We start from the raw sequence: 17,192 nt of genomic DNA, 5'->3' as shown, positions 1-17,192 counted from the left end.
CCGCTCATCGCCCTGACCGCCGTCATGCGCAAACTCATCACCATTGCCAACGCCAAACTGCGCGATCACGCCATGCTCAAAACATGGTAGATCCACGAACTGGCCGAGACATTCGAAGTTGAATTGCGTCGCTTCGCTCGCAATGGCGGATGGTGCCACAGATTTCGCCTTGGCGCGGCTTAGGCGGGCGGCGGGCCGAACACCAGCACAGCGTTGAGGCCGCCGAACGCGAAGGAGTTCGACATGGCGTAATTGATCTCGTGCTCCCGGCCTTCATTCGGCACGTAGTCCAGATCACACTCGTCGCCGGGCGCGTCGAAGCCGATCGTTGGCGGTGCGTAGTTCTCCTCGATCGCCTTGATACAGGCGCTTGCCTCTATGCCGCCGCCTGCGCCCAGTGTGTGCCCGGTCATTGATTTCGTGGAAGACACCAGAAGGTCGTTCGCTGCGCTGCCGAATACCCGCTTGATCGCGTTCGTCTCGTTGACGTCGTTGATCGCCGTCGCGGTGCCGTGTGCGTTGAGGTAGTCGATCTCGGCGGGGCTGATCTGCGCGTCCTCCAGCGCAAGTTGCATCGCGGCGGTCGGCCCCTCAATGTCCGGATTGACCATATCGCCGGCATCCGCCGTCATCCCAAAGCCCATCACTTCTGCCAGGATGTTGGCGCCGCGCGCCCTTGCGTGCTCCAACTCTTCGAGCACCAGGATGCCCGCGCCCTCGGCCAGCACCGTGCCGTTGCGCCGCTGCGAGAAGGGATAGCAACCATCCGGCGAAAGAACGCGCATCGCCTGCCAGGCGCGCATCGAGCCGAAGGTGAGCGCAGCCTCGGAAGCACCGGCGACGCCAAGGTCGGCCGCGTTGCTGCGGATGAGTTGAAGCGTCAGGCCGATGGCGTGTGCGGCGGTCGAGCAGGCGCTCACCGTGCCGAAGCACGGACCCTTTATGCCATAGTCGATGCCGACATGCGCCGCCGCCGAGCTGCCGATTGTGCGCAACAGCGTCAGCGGATGCGTGGCCTTCTTGTTGTGAACGAAGAGATCTTCGTAGCCCTTTTCCAGGCTGACCAGGCCGCCGATGCCGGAACCGATAACGCAGGCGGTGCGCAGCCCGTTCTCGACCGGACCGTCAAACCCGGCCTGGGTCATCGCCTCCTTGGCGGCCACGCCCGCGAATTGGGAGTAGCGGTCGGCGAGCAGAATGTGTTTGCTGTCCAGCAGTTTGCGCGGCTCGAAGTCCTCCACTTCGCCGGCGATGTGGATGTAAAGCTCGCTGGTGTCGAAGCCCTTGATCTCGCCGATGCCGCACCGGCTAGCGCGCACGCTTTCCCAGAATGGTTCAATCCCGATCCCAATCGGGGTGACAGCCCCGTGGCCAGTTACGACAACGCGGCGCGCGCCATTGGACTTTGTCATTGCTCTTTCGTTTCGGTTGCGGGCCAGCGCGCGATTGACGGAACGATCAGCCGGGCCGTGCGGTTGCGCCGACGCCGGTCAGGCCGCGGCGCCGGACGCGTCGGAATTGGAAACAAGTTGCCGCACCCGCTCGACGACCGAGCCGACAGTGGCAAAGTCTTCCATTTCCTCGTTGGCGTTGTACGGGATCTCGATGCCGAAGCTGTCCTCGATGTCGAAGACGATCACGGCCAGGTCGAGCGACTCAATGTCCAGATCGCTCAGCTTCGTATCCAGAGAGATCGTCTCCGGCGGATCCTTCATGTTCTTTTTCAGGATCTCGATGATCTTGGAAGCGACTTCGTCCATACCGAACCCCCTGCCTGCCGTGGCTGGTTTGTCATTCGCCGATGTGGAATGCACGCAAATTCATGCTTGGAAAATATCTCGGTCCGCCAGCGTAGTGCTGGTTTCCCTTAATCGGAAACGAAGCCTAAGTCCAGCGCAGGATGGTATCGATCGTGCCTTTCAACCGCGCGTCCTCCACTTTGTGGAAGGCGGACGCGAAGTTGCCGCCGGCTGGCCTTGTTCTTCGCCCCGTCCTTCATCCATCATCGCGGCGATTGTGTTATGAAAGTGACACCAGCGTTGCAAGGGATGGGTTTTCGGCGAATTTGATCCTGTCCATACTCCCGGCGCACAAAGGACGCATGATGAGCGTCCCAACTCAAAACAAGAACCCGCAGCCATGGCGAAACACCCACAATTTTCCGAAACAGGCGCCGAGCTTGGCGCCGCTTCGGACGAGTCAAACCAGGAACTGTACGGCATTGGCGAACTGGCCGAAGAACTGGGGATCAGCCAGCGGGCGGTGCGCTTTTATGAGACCAAGGGACTCTTGAAGCCGCGGCGCGTGGGTGTGAACCGCGTCTATGACCGCCGGGACCGGGCGCGGCTCAAGCTCATCTTGCGCGGCAAACGGCTGGGTTTCTCGCTGCAGGAGATCGCCGAATATCTCGATCTCTACGACGAGGACCCGGAGCAGATCCGGCAGGTCCGGCATCTGCTGAACAAGGTCGAGCAGGCGATCGAGGACCTGCAGCGGAAGCGCGACGATATCGATTCCACGCTGGAGGAACTGGCCTCCATCCGCGAAGAGTGTCTGGGCCGGCTGAAGGCGGAGGAGTGAGGTCGATAATTCAGCCATGCCGTCATTGCGAACGACCTGAAGCAATCCAGCTATGCGCTCCGAACTCTCCGCTGGATTGCTTCGGTCTAAGGGCCTCGCAATGACATGCCTGTGCCTGGTTCAGGCTGCGGCCTCTTCCGTCCGCGGTGCCTCAAGAATTGCCGCGACGCCCATGCCGCCGGCCGTGCAGATCGAGATCAGCCCGCGCCCGCCGCCGCGCTCGTTCAGCAGCTTGGCGAGATGTGCCGTGATCCGTGCGCCGGTGGCCGCGAATGGGTGACCGTAGGCGATGCTTGAGCCACGCACGTTCAGCTTGCTGCGGTCGATCGGACCGAGCGGTTCGTCGCGTCCCAGCACCTCGCGGCAATACGCCGGCGATTCCCAGGCCTTGAGCGTGCACAGCACCTGCGCGGCAAACGCTTCGTGGATTTCGTAGAAGTCGAAGTCCTGCAAGCTCAGGCCCGCACGGTCCAGCATCTTCGACACGGCGATGGTCGGTGCCATCAGCAATCCGCGTCCGCCAACGAAGTCTATCCCGGCTGTCTGGCTCTCGACGATGTAGGCTTGCGGCACGAGGCCATTTTTCTGCGCCCAGTCCTCCGAGGCGATCAGGACGGCTGAAGCGCCGTCGGTGAGCGGGGTCGAATTGGCGGCCGTCAGCGTCCCGTTCTTCGACTTGTCAAAGACCGGATTCAGCGTGCCCATCTTTTCAAGGTCGATGTCCGGGCGGATGTTGTTGTCCTGGAACACGCCGGCGCAGGGGACGATCATGTCGTCAAGGAAGCCGTCCTTGTAGGCCTGTGCGGCGTTCTTGTGGCTGTTGTAGGCGAGCAGGTCCTGCTCCGCGCGGGGAATGTTCCACTCCTTCGCCATGAGTTCGGCGTGCTGGCCCATCGAGAGGCCGGTGCGTGGCTCATTGACACTCGGCGCTTGCGGGGCCAGCTCGCCGGGCTTGAAGTCGCCGAACTGCTTGAGCTTTTGCCCGAAGCTCTTGGCGCGGGAGGCGTTGATGAGCCGTTTGGCGAACTTGCGGTTGAAGACGATCGGCGCGTCCGAGACCGTGTCCGAGCCGGTGGCGATCGCGCAGTCAATCTGGCCTGTGGCGATCTTCGCCCCGCTGCCCAGCGCCGCCTGTAGGCTTGTGCCGCAGGCCTGCATCATGGTGATGCCCGGCGTGGAGGGCGCGAGGTCCGTCCCGATCACGGCTTCGCGCGCGAGGTTCCAGTCCTTCGCGTGGGTGACGACCGCGCCGCCGACCACCTCATCAATATGCTTACCTTTCAGGCCGTACTTCTCTGATAGACCGTTCAACGCGGTGGTCATCATGTCGAGGTTGGTCAGTTCGGCATAGGCGGTGTGGGAGCGGCAGAACGGCGTGCGCACCCCACCGATGACGGCGACTTTTCGCATGGCGTGGCTCTCTCAGCTTGTGATTCAGGCGGCCTGCGCGGTACTTTCGCCGGCCTTGTCCTTGGAGCGGCGGTAGTGCAGCGGCCCGCCCCGGAATGGCGCGAAGCCGGTGCCGAAGATCACACCGGCATCGACGAGATCGGCGTTCGCGACGATGCCGTCGTCCAGCACGCGCTCGCATTCGTCGATCAGCGGCTTCAGCATCTCCTCGCCAAGCCGCTCCAGTTCCGCCTCATCGTAATCCGTGCCGGCCTTCTGCGGCTTGCCCTTCTCCCAGGTGTAGAAGCCCTGGCCTGTCTTTTTGCCGAGTTTGCCGGCGGCGACGAGCCGACCCAGATCGCTGTCCTGCGCCGGGCTGGAGCCGAGTGTTTCGTTGACATTCATGCAGACATCCAGTCCGACGACGTCAGCCAACTCGATCGGCCCCATCGGCATACCGAACTTCTCCGCCGCAGCGTCCAGCTTCTCCTTCGGCGTGCCTTCCTGCAGGCGGGTGATCGAGCCGAGCAGGTATGGCGCGAGCACGCGGTTGACGAGGAAGCCGGGGCAACTTTTCACGATCAGCGGCAGCTTGCCGATGTGGTTGACGAAGGCCGCGCCCTTTTCGACTTCGTCCTCGCGCGATTGCTCGCCCTGTACGACTTCGACGAGCGGCATCTTCTCGACGGGATTGAAGAAGTGCAGGCCGATCAGGCGGCCGGGGTCCTGCAGGCTTTGCGCGATATCCTCGATGCGCAGCGAGGAGGTATTCGTCGCCAGCACCGCGCCAGGCTTGAGCTGCTTCTCAAGATCGGCGAACAGCTTCTGCTTGGCATCCAGGTTCTCGACAATCGCCTCTATCACGACATCTGCGCGCTTGATGTGCTCGCCCGGCACGTCGCTGATCAGCCGGCTCATGGCGACGTCAACGTCCCGGCTGGAGCGCATCCGCTTCTTGAAGAGCTTTTTCGCCCGGCCAAGCGCCGTGTTCACCTGATCCTGTGTCTGGTCCTGCAGCGACACCTCCATGCCCGAATAGACGCCCCAGGCCGCGATGTCGCCACCCATCGTGCCCGCGCCGATGACGTGCAGGCGCAACGGCTTGAACCGGCTCTTCGGCGCCTGGTCCTTCAGCATCTCCTGCAAGCGGAATACCCGGCGCAGGTTGCGCGAGGTGTCGCTGATCATCAGCGGGATGAAGGTGCGCGATTCCGCCGAGGCCATGCGCTGCGGGTCGCCGCCGTGGCGCTCGAACAGGTCGATCAGCTTGTAGGGCGCGGGGTAATGGTCGGGCCGCGCCTTCTTCTCGGTTTCCTTGCGCATCCTGTTGGCGAGATAGCCGCGCGCAGGCGATTTGGTCAGCAGGCGCTTCCACCAAGCGCCGCCTTTCGACTTGCGCTTCTGCAGCACGGCCTTGCGCGCTGTCCATGGCAGTTCGAGGTGGCTCGGGACGAGCTGGTCGACCACGCCCATGCCGCGGGCCGCGCCCGGGCGCAGCATCTTGCCGGTCAGCATCGCCTGCATGCCCGCGATCGGCCCGGCGAGCTGGAGCATCCGCACCGTGCCGTTCAGTCCCGGAATGATGCCGAGCTTGACTTCCGGCAGGCCGATGCGCGTGCCTTCCTCGCGCGTCGCGACGCGGTAGTGGCAGGCCATCGCGAATTCCAGCCCCCCGCCGAGGCAATAGCCGTTGATCGCGGCGACCGCCGGCACCTTGAGCCGCTCGACCCGGTTGAACAGCTCGATCACCGGGTTGATGACGTCTTCCACGTCTTTCTCGGTGCGCAGCGCGTCGAACTCGTTGATGTCAGCGCCGGCGATGAAGTTGTTGGGCTTGGATGAGATGAACACCACGCCTTTTACATCGCCACGCTGCGCCGCGTCCTCGACCGTGCTGACGATCTCGGCCAGCTCCTCCACCGGCTCGCGGCCCAGCGTGTTCATGCGCTGGCCTGCTGTGTCGAACCAGGCCCAGGCGATATTGTCGACGTCGATATCGAAGCGCCAATGCTTCAGGTTCGGCAGTTCGTAGGACATGTCGTTTCCAGTCTTTATGGTTTTATTCGGCCGCCTGCACGCCGCCGTCCTTACGGTCCGGCTCCGGCGCGGCCTCGGCTTCTGCGGGCTCGCTCACGCGGTCCTGATAATCGGGCCAGGGGGCGCGCTCCGTCGCCTCGGCCACTTCGTGATGGGGCGATCCGCTGTCCTCCCCGCGTGCGCGCCCGGTGATCGCTTCCGGGTCGAAGTGATCCACGGAGATCACCTTGAACACAAGCGCCTCCGTCTCGCGCAATAGCGTGACTTCCTCGCCCGTGATGATGCCTTTGGCCTCGGCGTCGCCCAGCCAGTCGCGGTCGAGCGAGCGACGGATCAATCCGGCTTTCAGCGCCTTTTCGACCTTGCGCTCGGCCGGTTCCGCCTCGATGATCTTCTCCAACGTGACCTCGAGAATGCCCATCGGGTCGTCTGCGTTGCGGCTGACGTATATGTCGCGGGTCAGCCGGTCGCGTACCTCGCCCGGCCCAAGCGCGGCGCGAACCGCGGATTTTCCGATGCTGTACCCGGCCGGTTCGAAGGGAAAGCCAAACGGGAAGACCAGCCGGCGCAGCACCCAGCCAACGCCGAAGAACGGGAAGTTGCGCGTAACCTCCTGCAGCGCGGTGTAGAAGCGGTACAGAGAATTGCGCAGGCAAAGCTCCACGATGCGCCGGTCAGCGAGAGGCTGGCCGTCGTCCTCGTAGCGCTTGAGCACGGTCGAGGCGAGATACAGTTCGGACAGCGCATCGGCCATCTGCCCGGTGAGGCGCTGGCGCGTGCGCAGACCGCCACCCAGGAGCGCGACGCACATGTCCGCCACAAGCGCAAAGTTCTGGCTGGCGCGGCTGAGCTGCTGATACCACTTCGCTGTCTCCGAAACGCGCGGGGCTTCGGCGAACTGGCCGAAGGTGACGTTATGGAACAGCGCGCCGAAAACGTTGCCGACGGCGAAGGCGACGTGATTCTCGAAGGCGTCCTCGAACATCTCGAAGCCCTGATCCTCGTCCCAGTGCTGGGCGGCTTCGATCTCCTTGTAGAGGAACGGGTGCGAGCGCAGCACGCCCTGCGTGAACGTGATGAGGCTGCGTGTGAGGATGTTCGCGCCCTCCACCGTGATACCGATCGGCACCATCTGGTAGGCGGCCTGCAGGTAGTTCGACGGGCCGTCGCATATCGCCTTGCCGCCGTGAATGTCCATCGCGTCAGAGACGGCCTGGCGCATCCGTTCGGTGGACTGGTATTTCATCATCGCCGACAGCACCGACGGCTTGGCCCCTTCCCCGACCATGGCGGCGGTGACGGAGCGCGCGGATTCGAGCAGGTAGGCGGTTTCCACGAGGCGCGCGAGCCGCTCTTCGATGCCCTCCATCCGACCAATGGCGATGCCGAACTGCTTGCGAATGCGGCCATAGGCCGTGGAGCTCCGCAGCATCGACTTGGCGGCCGCCGTGCTGGTCGCGGGCAGCGAGATCGCCCGGCCCGAGGACAGGCAGCTCATCAACATCCGCCAGCCCTGGCCGGCGCGCTCCGCCCCGCCAATAATCGCGTCCATCGGCACGAACACGTCCTCGCCCCAGGTCGGGCCGTTCGGGAAGGCGTTGCCGCAGGGCAGGTGACGGTCGCCGATATTCACCCCGGGGGTGTCGGTCGGCACAAGCGCGAGCGTGATGCCGAGTTCATTACCTTTGCCGAGGAGGTTGTCCGGGTCGTACAGACGGAAGGCCAGACCGAGCAGCGTCGCGTTCGGCGCGAGCGTGATGTAGCGCTTGTTCCAGGTCAGCTTGATGCCCAGCGTCTCCTGCCCGTTGTGCTCGGCCTTCGTGACGATTCCAACATCGCGCATGGATGCCGCGTCCGAGCCAGCATAGGGGCTGGTCAGCGCGAAGCAGGGGATTTCCTCGCCCTTTGCCAGCCGCGGCAGGTAATAATCCTTCTGGTGATCAGTGCCGAATTTCTCGATCAGTTCGCCCGGGCCGAGCGAGTTGGGGACCATGACGACCGTTGCTACGTCCGGGCTGCGCGAGGCGATCTTGCCGATAATGAGCGACTGCGCCTGCGGCGAGAAGCCTAGACCACCATGCTCCTTGGAGATCAGCATCCCCAGAAAGCCCTTTTCGATGATGAACTGCCAAATGTGTTGGGGGATCTCACGCTGATCGAAGCGAATGTTCCAGTCGTCGATCATCGCGCAGAGTTCGTCGACCGTCTCGTTCAGGAACGTCCGCTCCTCATCGGTCAGGGCAGGCGCACCAATGGCGCGGAGCTTGCTCCACTGCGGGGAGCCGGAGAAGAACTCGGCATCAAAGCCGACCGTGCCGGCTTCCAGCGCCTCCTTTTCGGTGTCAGAGACCGGCGGCAGGATACGCTTGACCGTGTGGAAGGCCGGGCGGGTGACGACCTGTTGGCGGATAGGCCGGAACGACAGTAGCCCGAGCCCGATCGCGGGTGCCCATGCGATCCAGGCGCCGATGCTGCCAAACGGCGCCTCGAATGTCGCCCAGGGGAGGCCGGTTTGCGCCAGGAAGGTGATTGCCGCGATGACGAGGGCCCAGGCCCAGAGCGGCGACCGCTGAATGGCCAGCGCCGTCAGCGCGGCCAGGCTCACGAGAACAAAAACGAGCGTAATCATGGCCTGTTGATCCTTTCTTCGCGGCGAGCAACGTCGTCCTGACTATAACTGCACATGATTGACGTTAACGTCAACTCACATGCGTCTGATGCCGCTGCCACTGCCCCTGTGATTTGGGCGCGCAGTTTAGCAGGATTGCCATACCGACGCGAACGCCGATGCCCGCGGCGGGGTTCCTGTTGGCGCCATTGTCAACCCGTTTTCGGAGCCAGTGTGGCGGCTCTGTCTTGCATCCACATCGCGCGAGCGGCAAAACAACAGGCATGATCCGACGTGCGGCCTTTTCCCTGCTACGCCCCTATTTCCGGCTGACCCGTGGCATGACGCTGGGAGCCCAGGGCGTGATCATCGATCGGGATGAGCGCGTCCTTCTCATTCGCCACGCCTATCAGCCCGGTTGGCGTTTTCCCGGCGGCGGCGTCGAGTGGCGTGAGACGCTCGAAGAGGCGTTGGCGCGCGAATTGTTCGAGGAGACGGGCGTGCGGGTCGCAGGCCGCCCCCGTCTCCATGGCGTCTTCGGCAATTTCACCACTTTCCCGAGCGATCACGTGGCCCTCTTCTTGATCCGCGAATGGGAGCAGGCGCATGTGCCCGAGCCGAACCGGGAAATCGCCGCCCAAGGTTTCTTCCCGCGCGACGCTGTCCCCGAGGATACGGTGCGGCCGGTGCGTCAGCGTCTCGCCGAGATTTTCGAGGGTGCGGAGCTAAGCGGTCATTGGTAGTGGCGAGGCGTTGGGCAGATGGTCCCGGCTGTGCGGTGCATTGAAGTGGATTTCCGGTCCCACCGGCACGATACGGGACGGGTTGATGGTCTCGTGTGAGCCGTAATAATGCCGCTTTATGTGATCGAGCGAGACGGTGTCCGCGATGCCCGGCATCTGGTAAAGCTCGCGGACATAGCCCCAGATGTTCGGGTAATCGATGATCCGGCGCTGATTGCACTTGAAGTGGCTGTAATAGACCGCGTCAAAGCGCACGAGCGTCGTGAACAACCGCCAGTCCGCCTCGGTCAGCCGGTCGCCGACGAGATAGCGGTTGCGTGACAGCCGGTCCTCGATGTGGTCGAGCGTGTCGAATAGCGGGTGGAAATTCTCTTCGTAGGCATCCTGCGTGGTGGCGAAGCCGCATTTGTAGACGCCGTTGTTCACGGTCGTGTAGACGCGCTCATTGATCGCGTCGATCTCATCGCGCAGTTCTTGCGGGTAGTAGTCGCCCTTGGCTGCGCCCACGTGGTCGAACGCGCTGTTCAACATGCGGATGATCTCGGCGGACTCGTTGCTGACGATCGTCTCGCGCTTCTTGTCCCATAGCGTCGGCACAGTCACGCGGCCGGTGTAGTCCGGTTTGGCCTTGAGGTAGTTTTCGTAGAGCCGTTTCGCGCCGTTCACGGTATCGCCCGTCGCGCCGGGGTAGCTGTCATCGAAGACCCAGCCTTCCGACCCCATATCCGGATGTACGACATCGACGCTGATCATGTCCTCCAGCCCCTTGAGGGCGCGGAAGATGAGGGTGCGGTGCGCCCACGGGCAGGCGAGCGAGACATAGAGGTGATAGCGGCCCGGTTCCGCCGCGAAGCCGCCTTCGCCCGAGGGGCCCGGCGATCCGTCGGGCGTGATCCAGTTGCGGAAGACCGACTCGCTACGGACGAAGCGGCCGCCGGTCTTTTCGGTGTCGTACCATTTGTCGTACCAGACTCCGTCTATCAGAAGTCCCATGACCCTCTCCTTGCTTTGGCCTTGGGCACGGGATGTCTGGCGAGGCTGCCCCCAGATCAAGGTGCGCGGCGGATTTTGCCTGTCACGATCGGGTGAGAGGGGCGGCTCGGTTTTGCTGGACGGGCCTGCGGGCGCATGCTATCGGCGATGCCATGATTCGTTATCCGGTCCATCCGCGCATGAGGGCGCAGCAGGCGCGACGACGAAGCCGTGGCTTCGCGCGTTGGCGCGTATGCGTGCGTCCGGTCCCCGAATTCGCATTGTCTCGCTGATCCGACCGAACCCGCCGCGCCAGCGCTCTTGATGTCTGGTAACGTGTGCGGTGGGGAGAAATGACGATGGACAACCGGTCGATCCGGCTGAGCGGGCCGGAAGACGCAGCGCTGATCGAACAGCTCCATGATGCGGTTTTCGGGCCGGGGCGTTTCACACGGACGGCCTATCGCGTGCGCGAGCAGGCGGGGGAGGCTGGCTTTGGGCTGACGGCCTGGTGCGACGGGGAACTGATCGGCTCGGTGCATTTCACGCCGGTGACGATCGGCGGGCGCGGTGGCGTGATGATGCTTGGCCCGCTGGCGGTTGCGCCGGGCTTCAAGGCGCAGGGTTTCGGGCGCTGGCTGGTTGAGGAGGGCGTCAAGGAAGCACGGGCGCGCGGTGCGGAATTGGTCATCCTGGTCGGCGATCTTCCCTATTACGCGCGGATGGGCTTCCAGCGAGTCCCAGCGGGCGAGATCAGCTTGCCTGGGCCAGTGGCGCCAGAGCGGCTGCTGGCGCGCGAACTGCGCGAGGGCGCACTCGCGGCTTATAGAGGGATGGTGGCTGGCGATAATGGATGGCGCCCTCGGGCGGCATCAGAGACCCCAGGGCAACGCGCCGCTGAGTAACGTGGCCATTTACTGGTCATTGCGTGGGGGCGTCCGCCCCGACGGAGAGCATCTCGCCGCCGTAACGGTTGATTTCCACCGTGGTAATGTCGTGGCGCGTGTCGTCTTCTCCCAGGGCCGGCTGGCCGCGCACGAACTTTTCCATCGGATGGGGCGCGATGCTTGCCCCGGCGTTCTCCACGTCGCTCGCAACCATGTCGTAGGGCAGATACAGCCGGATATCGCGCATAAGTGTTCCGACGGCACCTTCGCCCCCGGCCACGTAGGAATCGTCGCTGACTGAGACAACGAGGCTGCCCACAGGCGCCGCTTCGAGCGGGGTGGAGCGGAGCGCCCGGAGCTGCGCAGTGGCGGTCTGCAGGGCATTTTTTGTGCGGAAGCTGTCCCAGGCGGCCACAAAGTGCTCAGCCTGTTTGATGACCGCCGCCTGGGCATCCTGACCCATCTCGCGGTAGCGCGCTTCGATGCGCGCGCGCTGCGCGTCATCAGCGTTATTCATCGCGAGCACCAGCAGTGCCAGGCCCTGTGCCCGTAAACGGTCGTTGGCATCCGCCTGCCACAGCATTTCGCCGAGATAGGCCTGCGCCGGAGCATATCTCTTCTGGCTCGCCTTGAGGAGCCAGCTCGCCGCGAGGCGCCGGCTGCGTGCCACGCCATCGCCCTCGGCGTACATCCTACCGATTTCGAACTGCGCCCTGGGATCGCGGAAGTAGCTCGCGGCATCGCGCATCAATTGCGCCGCGCGTCGGGCATCGGGCTGAAGACCGATTTCGGGCACGCCGTCGCGGTAGAAGCGGGAGAGATTCCGCAGGGCTTCGGCGACATGCCGGGAGACCGGATGCAGCCGGTCGACATCGCCATATTCGTTGACGATCATGTGGTAGTAGGTCAGCGCTTTCGCGCGACTGCGGTAAGTCTCGTCGCTGCTGTACAGGCGCGCGAGCCGCAACTGCGCACCGAGCACCCCGCGATCCGCCGCGAATTCGAGCGCCGGTACGGCCCTGGCGACATCGTCGTTCGCCAGCGACTCGACACCGATCCGATAAGCCGCATGTGGCGAGGCGAAACGCGCCTCGTCATCCGGCCTTTCGCCATATGATCCGCCTTCGATCAGTGCGGCCAAGCCGGCCACCCCGATCGTCATCACGGCAAGGAGCGCAGCCCCCCGCCAGCCCCGCTTAGATATCCGCATAACACGACACTTCCGCTTCTGCCCCGGGATGGGTCACGGCCCCCTCGCGCGCCGCGCCTACCGTCTGGGCATACTTCCACAGCGCACCGCTCTGATAGTCCGTCTCGCGCGGCGTCCATTCAGCTTTGCGCCGCTCGAGTTCTGCCGCATCGACTTCCAGGTTGATCACGCCGTTTTCGGCGTCGATCAGGATCGGGTCGCCGTCCTTCACCAGCGCGATCGGACCGCCGACCGCCGCTTCCGGCCCCACATGGCCAATGCAGAAGCCGCGCGTCGCACCGGAGAAACGGCCATCCGTGATGAGCGCGACCTTGTCGCCCATGCCTTGGCCGTAGATTGCCGCCGTCGTGGAGAGCATCTCGCGCATCCCCGGGCCGCCCTTCGGGCCCTCGTAGCGGATGATGATGACGTCGCCCTCCTCGTACTGGCGCGCATCGACCGCCGCGAAGGCCTCCTCCTCGCTGTCGAAACAGCGCGCCTTGCCGCGAAAGACAAGGTTCTGCATGCCTGCGACCTTTACGATCGCGCCGTCGGGCGCCAACGTGCCCTTGAGGCCAACCACACCGCCGGTCGGGCGGATCGGGTTCGTCACCGGATACACGACATCCTGATTGTCCGGGAAGCGCACGTCTTCGAGATCTTGCGCGATGGTCTTGCCGGTGACGGTCAGGCAGTTCGGATGCAGATAGCCCCCCTCCAGAAGCGTCTTGAGCACGATCTGAACGCCGCCAACCTCGAACAGGTCTTTCGCAACGTACTTGCCGCCCGGCTTCAGATCAGCGATGTAAGGCGTCTTCTTGAAGATCTCCGCGACGTCGAAGAGGTCGAACGCGATGCCGGCCTCATGCGCGATCGCGGGCAGGTGCAGCGCGGCGTTCGTCGAGCCTCCGGTTGCCGCCACGACCACCGCTGCGTTTTCGAGCGCCTCGCGGGTTACGATGTCGCGCGGGCGGATCCCATCGGCGATCAGGCGCATGACGGCGCGGCCCGAGGCGTCGCCGTATTGATCGCGCGTCTCGTAGGGCGCGGGCGCGCCGGCCGAGCCGGGCAGGGCGATGCCCATCGCCTCGGAGACGCAGGCCATGGTGTTCGCGGTGAACTGCCCGCCGCAGGAGCCCGCGCTCGGGCAGGCGACGCATTCCAGCTCGTGCAGGTCCTCATCGGACATCTGGCCGCTGGAGTGCTTGCCGACGCCCTCGAACACGTCGACAACCGTGACCTCCTTGCCCTTGAACTTGCCGGGCAGGATCGTGCCGCCGTACATGAAAACGCTCGGCACGTTGAGCCGGACCATCGCCATCATCATGCCCGGCAGGGACTTGTCGCAACCGGCGAGGCCAACGAGTGCGTCGTAGCAATGACCGCGCATGGTTAATTCGATGGAATCGGCGATGACCTCGCGGCTGACCAGCGAGGACTTCATGCCCTGGTGGCCCATCGCGATGCCGTCGGTCACCGTAATCGTGCAGAACTCGCGCGGCGTGCCATGCTCTTCAAGAACGCCCTGTTTCACCGACTGAGCCTGGCGCTGGAGCGCGATATTGCATGGCGCAGCTTCGTTCCAGCAGGTCGCCACTCCGACGAAAGGCTGATGAATTTGTTCTTCGGTCAGCCCCATCGCGTAGTAATATGAGCGGTGCGGGGCCCGGTTGGCGCCTTCGGTTACGTGACGGCTGGGAAGCTTCGACTTATCGAACGTTTTGGCGTCCATGGCGTACTTTCACTGACCTCACTCGGCGCGGTGCCTGACCGCTCGGCACGCGACCTGAAAAGTTGCCACACCCCACCGGGCACCGGCTTCACGAATTTGTCATCGGCCGGTGATCGCAGGATCGATTGGTTGTCATAAACCACTCAGGGTGCACGGTCGAAATCCATTATGGCGCAAACTTGACGCGCATGCAGCAACATGTTGTGTCGTGGTCACACTCGGAGTGAAACCGGACTCGCAGGCCGGTTTTCGCGCGGCAGCGTTCACGCGCGCTTAACAGTTTGGGGACAATTTGCAGGCTTGTGATCGCGGCGCTCAGGCCGCGCTTTCCAGACGCTTCAGCGCCGCTTGCAGCCGCTGCGCCGCCGCTTCGGCCTCCGCGCGGCGCTCGCGTTGCTCATCGACCACATGCTCTGGTGCGCGGGAGACGAACTGCTCGTTGGCGAGCTTCTTGTCGATCTTCTCGATTTCCGAGCCCACCTTCTCGATCTCGCGGCGCAACCGGTCGCGCTCGGCGGCGATGTCGATCACGTCCGCCAGGGGCAGCGCGACAATGGTCTCGTCGACCACTGTCTGGATCGCGCCGGCAGGCGCTTCGTCCGCGAAACTGATGGACTCAAGTCGCGCCAACCGGGCGATGCTGTCCTCGTAGGTCTCTGCGCGTCGCCGTGTTGTCTGGTCCGCGCCGACCAGCACGACCGGCGCCTTGGCCGAGGCCGGCACGTTCATCTCCGCGCGGACCGAGCGAATTTCGCTGACCAGCGCGACGACCCAGCTCAGTTCGCGATCGGCTTCGGCGTCGGCCAGTCCCGTTGGATGCGGCCAGTCGCTCAAGCACAGCAACTCGTCGCGCGCGATTCCGGACTCCGCCGCGAGCTTCTCCCAAAGCTCCTCGGTGATGAACGGCATGAAGGGGTGCAGGAGCTTCAGGATCTGGTCCAGCGTCCATGAGGCTGCGGCCTGCGTTTCCGTCTTGACCGGGCCGTCCGGGCCGTTCAGCGCCGGCTTGATCAGTTCGACATACCAGTCGCAGAAGGTGCCCCAGATGAAGGTGTAGAGCGCGTTCGCTGCCTCATTGTAGCGGTGCTGCTCGATGGCCTGGGTCACCGAGCGGGCAGTGCGCTCAGTCTCACCGAGGATCCAGCGGTTGATCGGGTGCTCGACCGCGTGCGGGTCGAAGTTCGGGTCGATCCGGCAACCGTTCATCTGGGTGAAGCGCGCCGCGTTCCAGAGCTTGGTCGCGAAGTTGCGATAGCCTTCGACGCGCGCCGGCGACATTTTCACATCGCGGCCCTGCGCCGCCATCGCTGCCAGCGTGAACCGCAGCGCATCCGCGCTATAGGTCTCGATCATCTCCAGCGGGTCCAGCACGTTGCCCTTGGACTTGGACATCTTCTGGCCCTTCTCGTCGCGGACCAGCGCGTGCATGTAGACCGTATGGAACGGGACCTCCTCCATGAAGTAGAGCGACGCCATCATCATCCGCGCGACCCAGAAGAAGATGATATCGAAGCCGGTGACGAGCACGTCGGTCGGATAGTATCGCTGCAACTCAGGCGTCTCTTCGGGCCAGCCGAGCGTGGAGAACGGCCAGAGGGCGGACGAGAACCAGGTGTCCAGAACGTCCTCGTCCTGCTCCAGTTCAACCGCCTTCCCGTAATGCGCCTTGGCTTGCTCGTGCGCCTCGGCCTCGTCCATCGCAACGAAAATCTCTCCGTCCGGGCCGTACCACGCCGGGATGCGGTGCCCCCACCACAGTTGGCGCGAGATGCACCATGGCTGGATGTTGTGCATCCACTCGAAATAGGTCTTTTCCCAATTGCGCGGGACGAACTGCGTGCGGCCATCTTCAACCGCCTTGATGGCCGGCTTGGCGAGCGTGACCGCGTCAGCGAACCACTGGTCGGTCAGGTAAGGCTCGATCACGACATCGGAACGCTCGCCGTAGGGAACCATCAGCGTATGGTCCTCGACCTTCTCCAGCAGGCCAAGCGCGTCCAGGTCCTCGACAACTTTCTTGCGCGCCTCGAAGCGGTCCAGCCCCTGATAGGCTTCCGGCGCGTTTTCGTTGATGTGCGCGGTCTCGTCGAAGATGTTGATCATCGGCAGGTCATGGCGCCGGCCGACCTCGAAGTCGTTGAAGTCATGCGCCGGGGTGATCTTCACCGCGCCCGAGCCCTGCTCCGGGTCGGCGTGCTCATCCGCTATGATCGGGATTTCGCGCCCCGTGAGCGGCAGCTCGACCATCTTGCCGACATACTTCGTCCAGCGCGGGTCGTCCGGGTGAACCGCCACGGCGGTGTCGCCCAGCATGGTTTCCGGGCGCGTCGTTGCCACGGTAATGTATTTTGCCTTGCCCGGCTGCTTGATCTTGTAGCGCAGGTGCCAGAGATGGCCCTGCGTCTCGACCGAGTTGACCTCCAGGTCCGAGATCGCGGTCTGGAATTTCGGGTCCCAGTTGACGAGGCGTTTGTCGCGGTAGATCAGGCCGGCGCGGTACCAGTCGACGAAAACCTTCAGGACCGCCTTGCTCAGGCCCTCGTCCATCGTGAAGCGGGCGCGCGACCAGTCGCAACTTTCGCCCAGGCGCTTCTGCTGATCGACAATCATGCCGCCGGATTCAGCCTTCCACTCCCAGACGCGCTCGACGAACTTTTCCCGGCCCATCGTGCGACGATCGGGCTCCTGACGCTCCATCAGCTGGCGCTCGACGACCATCTGCGTGGCGATGCCGGCGTGATCCATGCCCGGCTGCCAGAGGACGTCGCGTCCACGCATCCGCTCGAACCGCGCGAGGATGTCCTGGATCGTGTGGTTGAGCGCGTGGCCCATGTGCAGCGAGCCGGTCACGTTTGGCGGCGGCAGCATGATGCAGTAGGGCTTTCCGGCGTCTTCGCCTTTCGCCGTGTCGGCGCGGCGGCCGGCGCGGAATGCACCCGCGTCTTCCCATTTCCTGTAAATGCGTGGTTCGACTTCCGCCGGATCGTAGGTTTTTTCAAACATCTGCAAGTCTTGCGTTCGCCACCGTCTCGCCCGTCGTCGTCGGGCGGAAGAA

12 protein-coding genes are annotated in these 17,192 nt (G+C 63.9%); 3 read left to right on the top strand and 9 right to left on the bottom strand.

Features of this window, described 5'->3' with window-relative positions; all coding sequences use genetic code 11:
• Positions 1 to 179: 179 nt before the first annotated feature.
• The gene (locus BXY53_RS12610; RefSeq protein ID WP_119062348.1) at positions 180 to 1,412 is read right to left on the bottom strand and encodes a beta-ketoacyl-[acyl-carrier-protein] synthase family protein; all 1,233 of its coding nucleotides are present in this window, start codon (positions 1,410 to 1,412) and stop codon (positions 180 to 182) included.
• Positions 1,413 to 1,490: 78 nt separating this feature from the next.
• Complete coding sequence (locus tag BXY53_RS12605; protein WP_119062347.1) at positions 1,491 to 1,760, bottom strand: acyl carrier protein; 270 nt, start codon at positions 1,758 to 1,760, stop codon at positions 1,491 to 1,493.
• Between the two features lie 379 nt (positions 1,761 to 2,139).
• Here BXY53_RS12605 and BXY53_RS12600 point away from each other — a divergent pair, with 379 nt between their 5' ends.
• Complete coding sequence (locus BXY53_RS12600; protein ID WP_119062346.1) at positions 2,140 to 2,580, top strand: MerR family transcriptional regulator; 441 nt, start codon at positions 2,140 to 2,142, stop codon at positions 2,578 to 2,580.
• Positions 2,581 to 2,700: 120 nt separating this feature from the next.
• Here the strand turns inward: BXY53_RS12600 and BXY53_RS12595 are convergent, their stop codons facing one another.
• Genes BXY53_RS12595 through BXY53_RS12585 form a run of 3 tightly spaced genes read right to left on the bottom strand, consistent with a single transcriptional unit; the run spans position 2,701 to position 8,635 of the window.
• Entirely contained in the window at positions 2,701 to 3,990 is a 1,290-nt protein-coding gene (locus BXY53_RS12595; protein WP_119062345.1) for an acetyl-CoA C-acetyltransferase, read from the bottom strand.
• A 24-nt stretch (positions 3,991 to 4,014) separates the two neighbouring features.
• Positions 4,015 to 6,006, bottom strand: a complete 1,992-nt coding sequence (locus tag BXY53_RS12590) for a 3-hydroxyacyl-CoA dehydrogenase NAD-binding domain-containing protein (RefSeq protein ID WP_119062344.1) — start codon at positions 6,004 to 6,006, stop codon at positions 4,015 to 4,017.
• Positions 6,007 to 6,028: 22 nt separating this feature from the next.
• The gene (locus tag BXY53_RS12585; protein ID WP_119062343.1) at positions 6,029 to 8,635 is read right to left on the bottom strand and encodes an acyl-CoA dehydrogenase; all 2,607 of its coding nucleotides are present in this window, start codon (positions 8,633 to 8,635) and stop codon (positions 6,029 to 6,031) included.
• 263 nt (positions 8,636 to 8,898) lie between these two features.
• Here BXY53_RS12585 and BXY53_RS12580 point away from each other — a divergent pair, with 263 nt between their 5' ends.
• Positions 8,899 to 9,357 carry an NUDIX domain-containing protein gene (locus BXY53_RS12580; RefSeq protein WP_119062342.1) on the top strand — a complete coding sequence of 153 codons (459 nt, stop codon included), beginning with the start codon at positions 8,899 to 8,901 and terminating at the stop codon, positions 9,355 to 9,357.
• Here the strand turns inward: BXY53_RS12580 and BXY53_RS12575 are convergent.
• The gene (locus BXY53_RS12575; protein ID WP_119062341.1) at positions 9,340 to 10,350 is read right to left on the bottom strand and encodes a glutathione S-transferase family protein; all 1,011 of its coding nucleotides are present in this window, start codon (positions 10,348 to 10,350) and stop codon (positions 9,340 to 9,342) included. The genes BXY53_RS12580 and BXY53_RS12575 overlap by 18 nt on opposite strands.
• A gap of 338 nt (positions 10,351 to 10,688) precedes the next feature.
• Between BXY53_RS12575 and BXY53_RS12570 the strand changes: the two genes are divergently transcribed.
• The gene (locus BXY53_RS12570; RefSeq protein WP_119062340.1) at positions 10,689 to 11,234 is read left to right on the top strand and encodes a GNAT family N-acetyltransferase; all 546 of its coding nucleotides are present in this window, start codon (positions 10,689 to 10,691) and stop codon (positions 11,232 to 11,234) included.
• 16 nt (positions 11,235 to 11,250) lie between these two features.
• On the opposite strand, the gene BXY53_RS12565 is transcribed toward BXY53_RS12570, so the two are convergent.
• From BXY53_RS12565 to BXY53_RS12555, 3 genes are all read right to left on the bottom strand, one after another.
• Positions 11,251 to 12,357, bottom strand: a complete 1,107-nt coding sequence (locus tag BXY53_RS12565) for a tetratricopeptide repeat protein (RefSeq protein WP_147361561.1) — start codon at positions 12,355 to 12,357, stop codon at positions 11,251 to 11,253.
• A 55-nt stretch (positions 12,358 to 12,412) separates the two neighbouring features.
• A complete protein-coding gene (gene ilvD / locus BXY53_RS12560; RefSeq protein ID WP_119062338.1) occupies positions 12,413 to 14,137 on the bottom strand; it encodes a dihydroxy-acid dehydratase in 1,725 nt (574 codons plus the stop codon).
• Positions 14,138 to 14,452: 315 nt separating this feature from the next.
• Positions 14,453 to 17,140, bottom strand: a complete 2,688-nt coding sequence (locus BXY53_RS12555) for a valine--tRNA ligase (RefSeq protein WP_119062337.1) — start codon at positions 17,138 to 17,140, stop codon at positions 14,453 to 14,455.
• Between the last annotated feature and the right edge of the window lie 52 nt (positions 17,141 to 17,192).

Source organism: Dichotomicrobium thermohalophilum, assembly GCF_003550175.1.
Lineage (GTDB): Bacteria > Pseudomonadota > Alphaproteobacteria > Rhizobiales > Rhodomicrobiaceae > Dichotomicrobium > Dichotomicrobium thermohalophilum.
This window is presented reverse-complemented; position numbering and strand designations above follow the sequence as displayed.

Bases quoted from the DNA above. Each gene is read 5' to 3' on its own strand.
- BXY53_RS12610 (WP_119062348.1), bottom strand. From the start codon at position 1,412: ATGACAAAGTCCAATGGCGCGCGCCGCGTTGTCGTAACTGGCCACGGG.
- BXY53_RS12605 (WP_119062347.1), bottom strand. From the start codon at position 1,760: ATGGACGAAGTCGCTTCCAAGATCATCGAGATCCTGAAAAAGAACATG.
- BXY53_RS12600 (WP_119062346.1), top strand. From the start codon at position 2,140: ATGGCGAAACACCCACAATTTTCCGAAACAGGCGCCGAGCTTGGCGCC.
- BXY53_RS12595 (WP_119062345.1), bottom strand. From the start codon at position 3,990: ATGCGAAAAGTCGCCGTCATCGGTGGGGTGCGCACGCCGTTCTGCCGC.
- BXY53_RS12590 (WP_119062344.1), bottom strand. From the start codon at position 6,006: ATGTCCTACGAACTGCCGAACCTGAAGCATTGGCGCTTCGATATCGAC.
- BXY53_RS12585 (WP_119062343.1), bottom strand. From the start codon at position 8,635: ATGATTACGCTCGTTTTTGTTCTCGTGAGCCTGGCCGCGCTGACGGCG.
- BXY53_RS12580 (WP_119062342.1), top strand. From the start codon at position 8,899: ATGATCCGACGTGCGGCCTTTTCCCTGCTACGCCCCTATTTCCGGCTG.
- BXY53_RS12575 (WP_119062341.1), bottom strand. From the start codon at position 10,350: ATGGGACTTCTGATAGACGGAGTCTGGTACGACAAATGGTACGACACC.
- BXY53_RS12570 (WP_119062340.1), top strand. From the start codon at position 10,689: ATGGACAACCGGTCGATCCGGCTGAGCGGGCCGGAAGACGCAGCGCTG.
- ilvD (WP_119062338.1), bottom strand. From the start codon at position 14,137: ATGGACGCCAAAACGTTCGATAAGTCGAAGCTTCCCAGCCGTCACGTA.
- BXY53_RS12555 (WP_119062337.1), bottom strand. From the start codon at position 17,140: ATGTTTGAAAAAACCTACGATCCGGCGGAAGTCGAACCACGCATTTAC.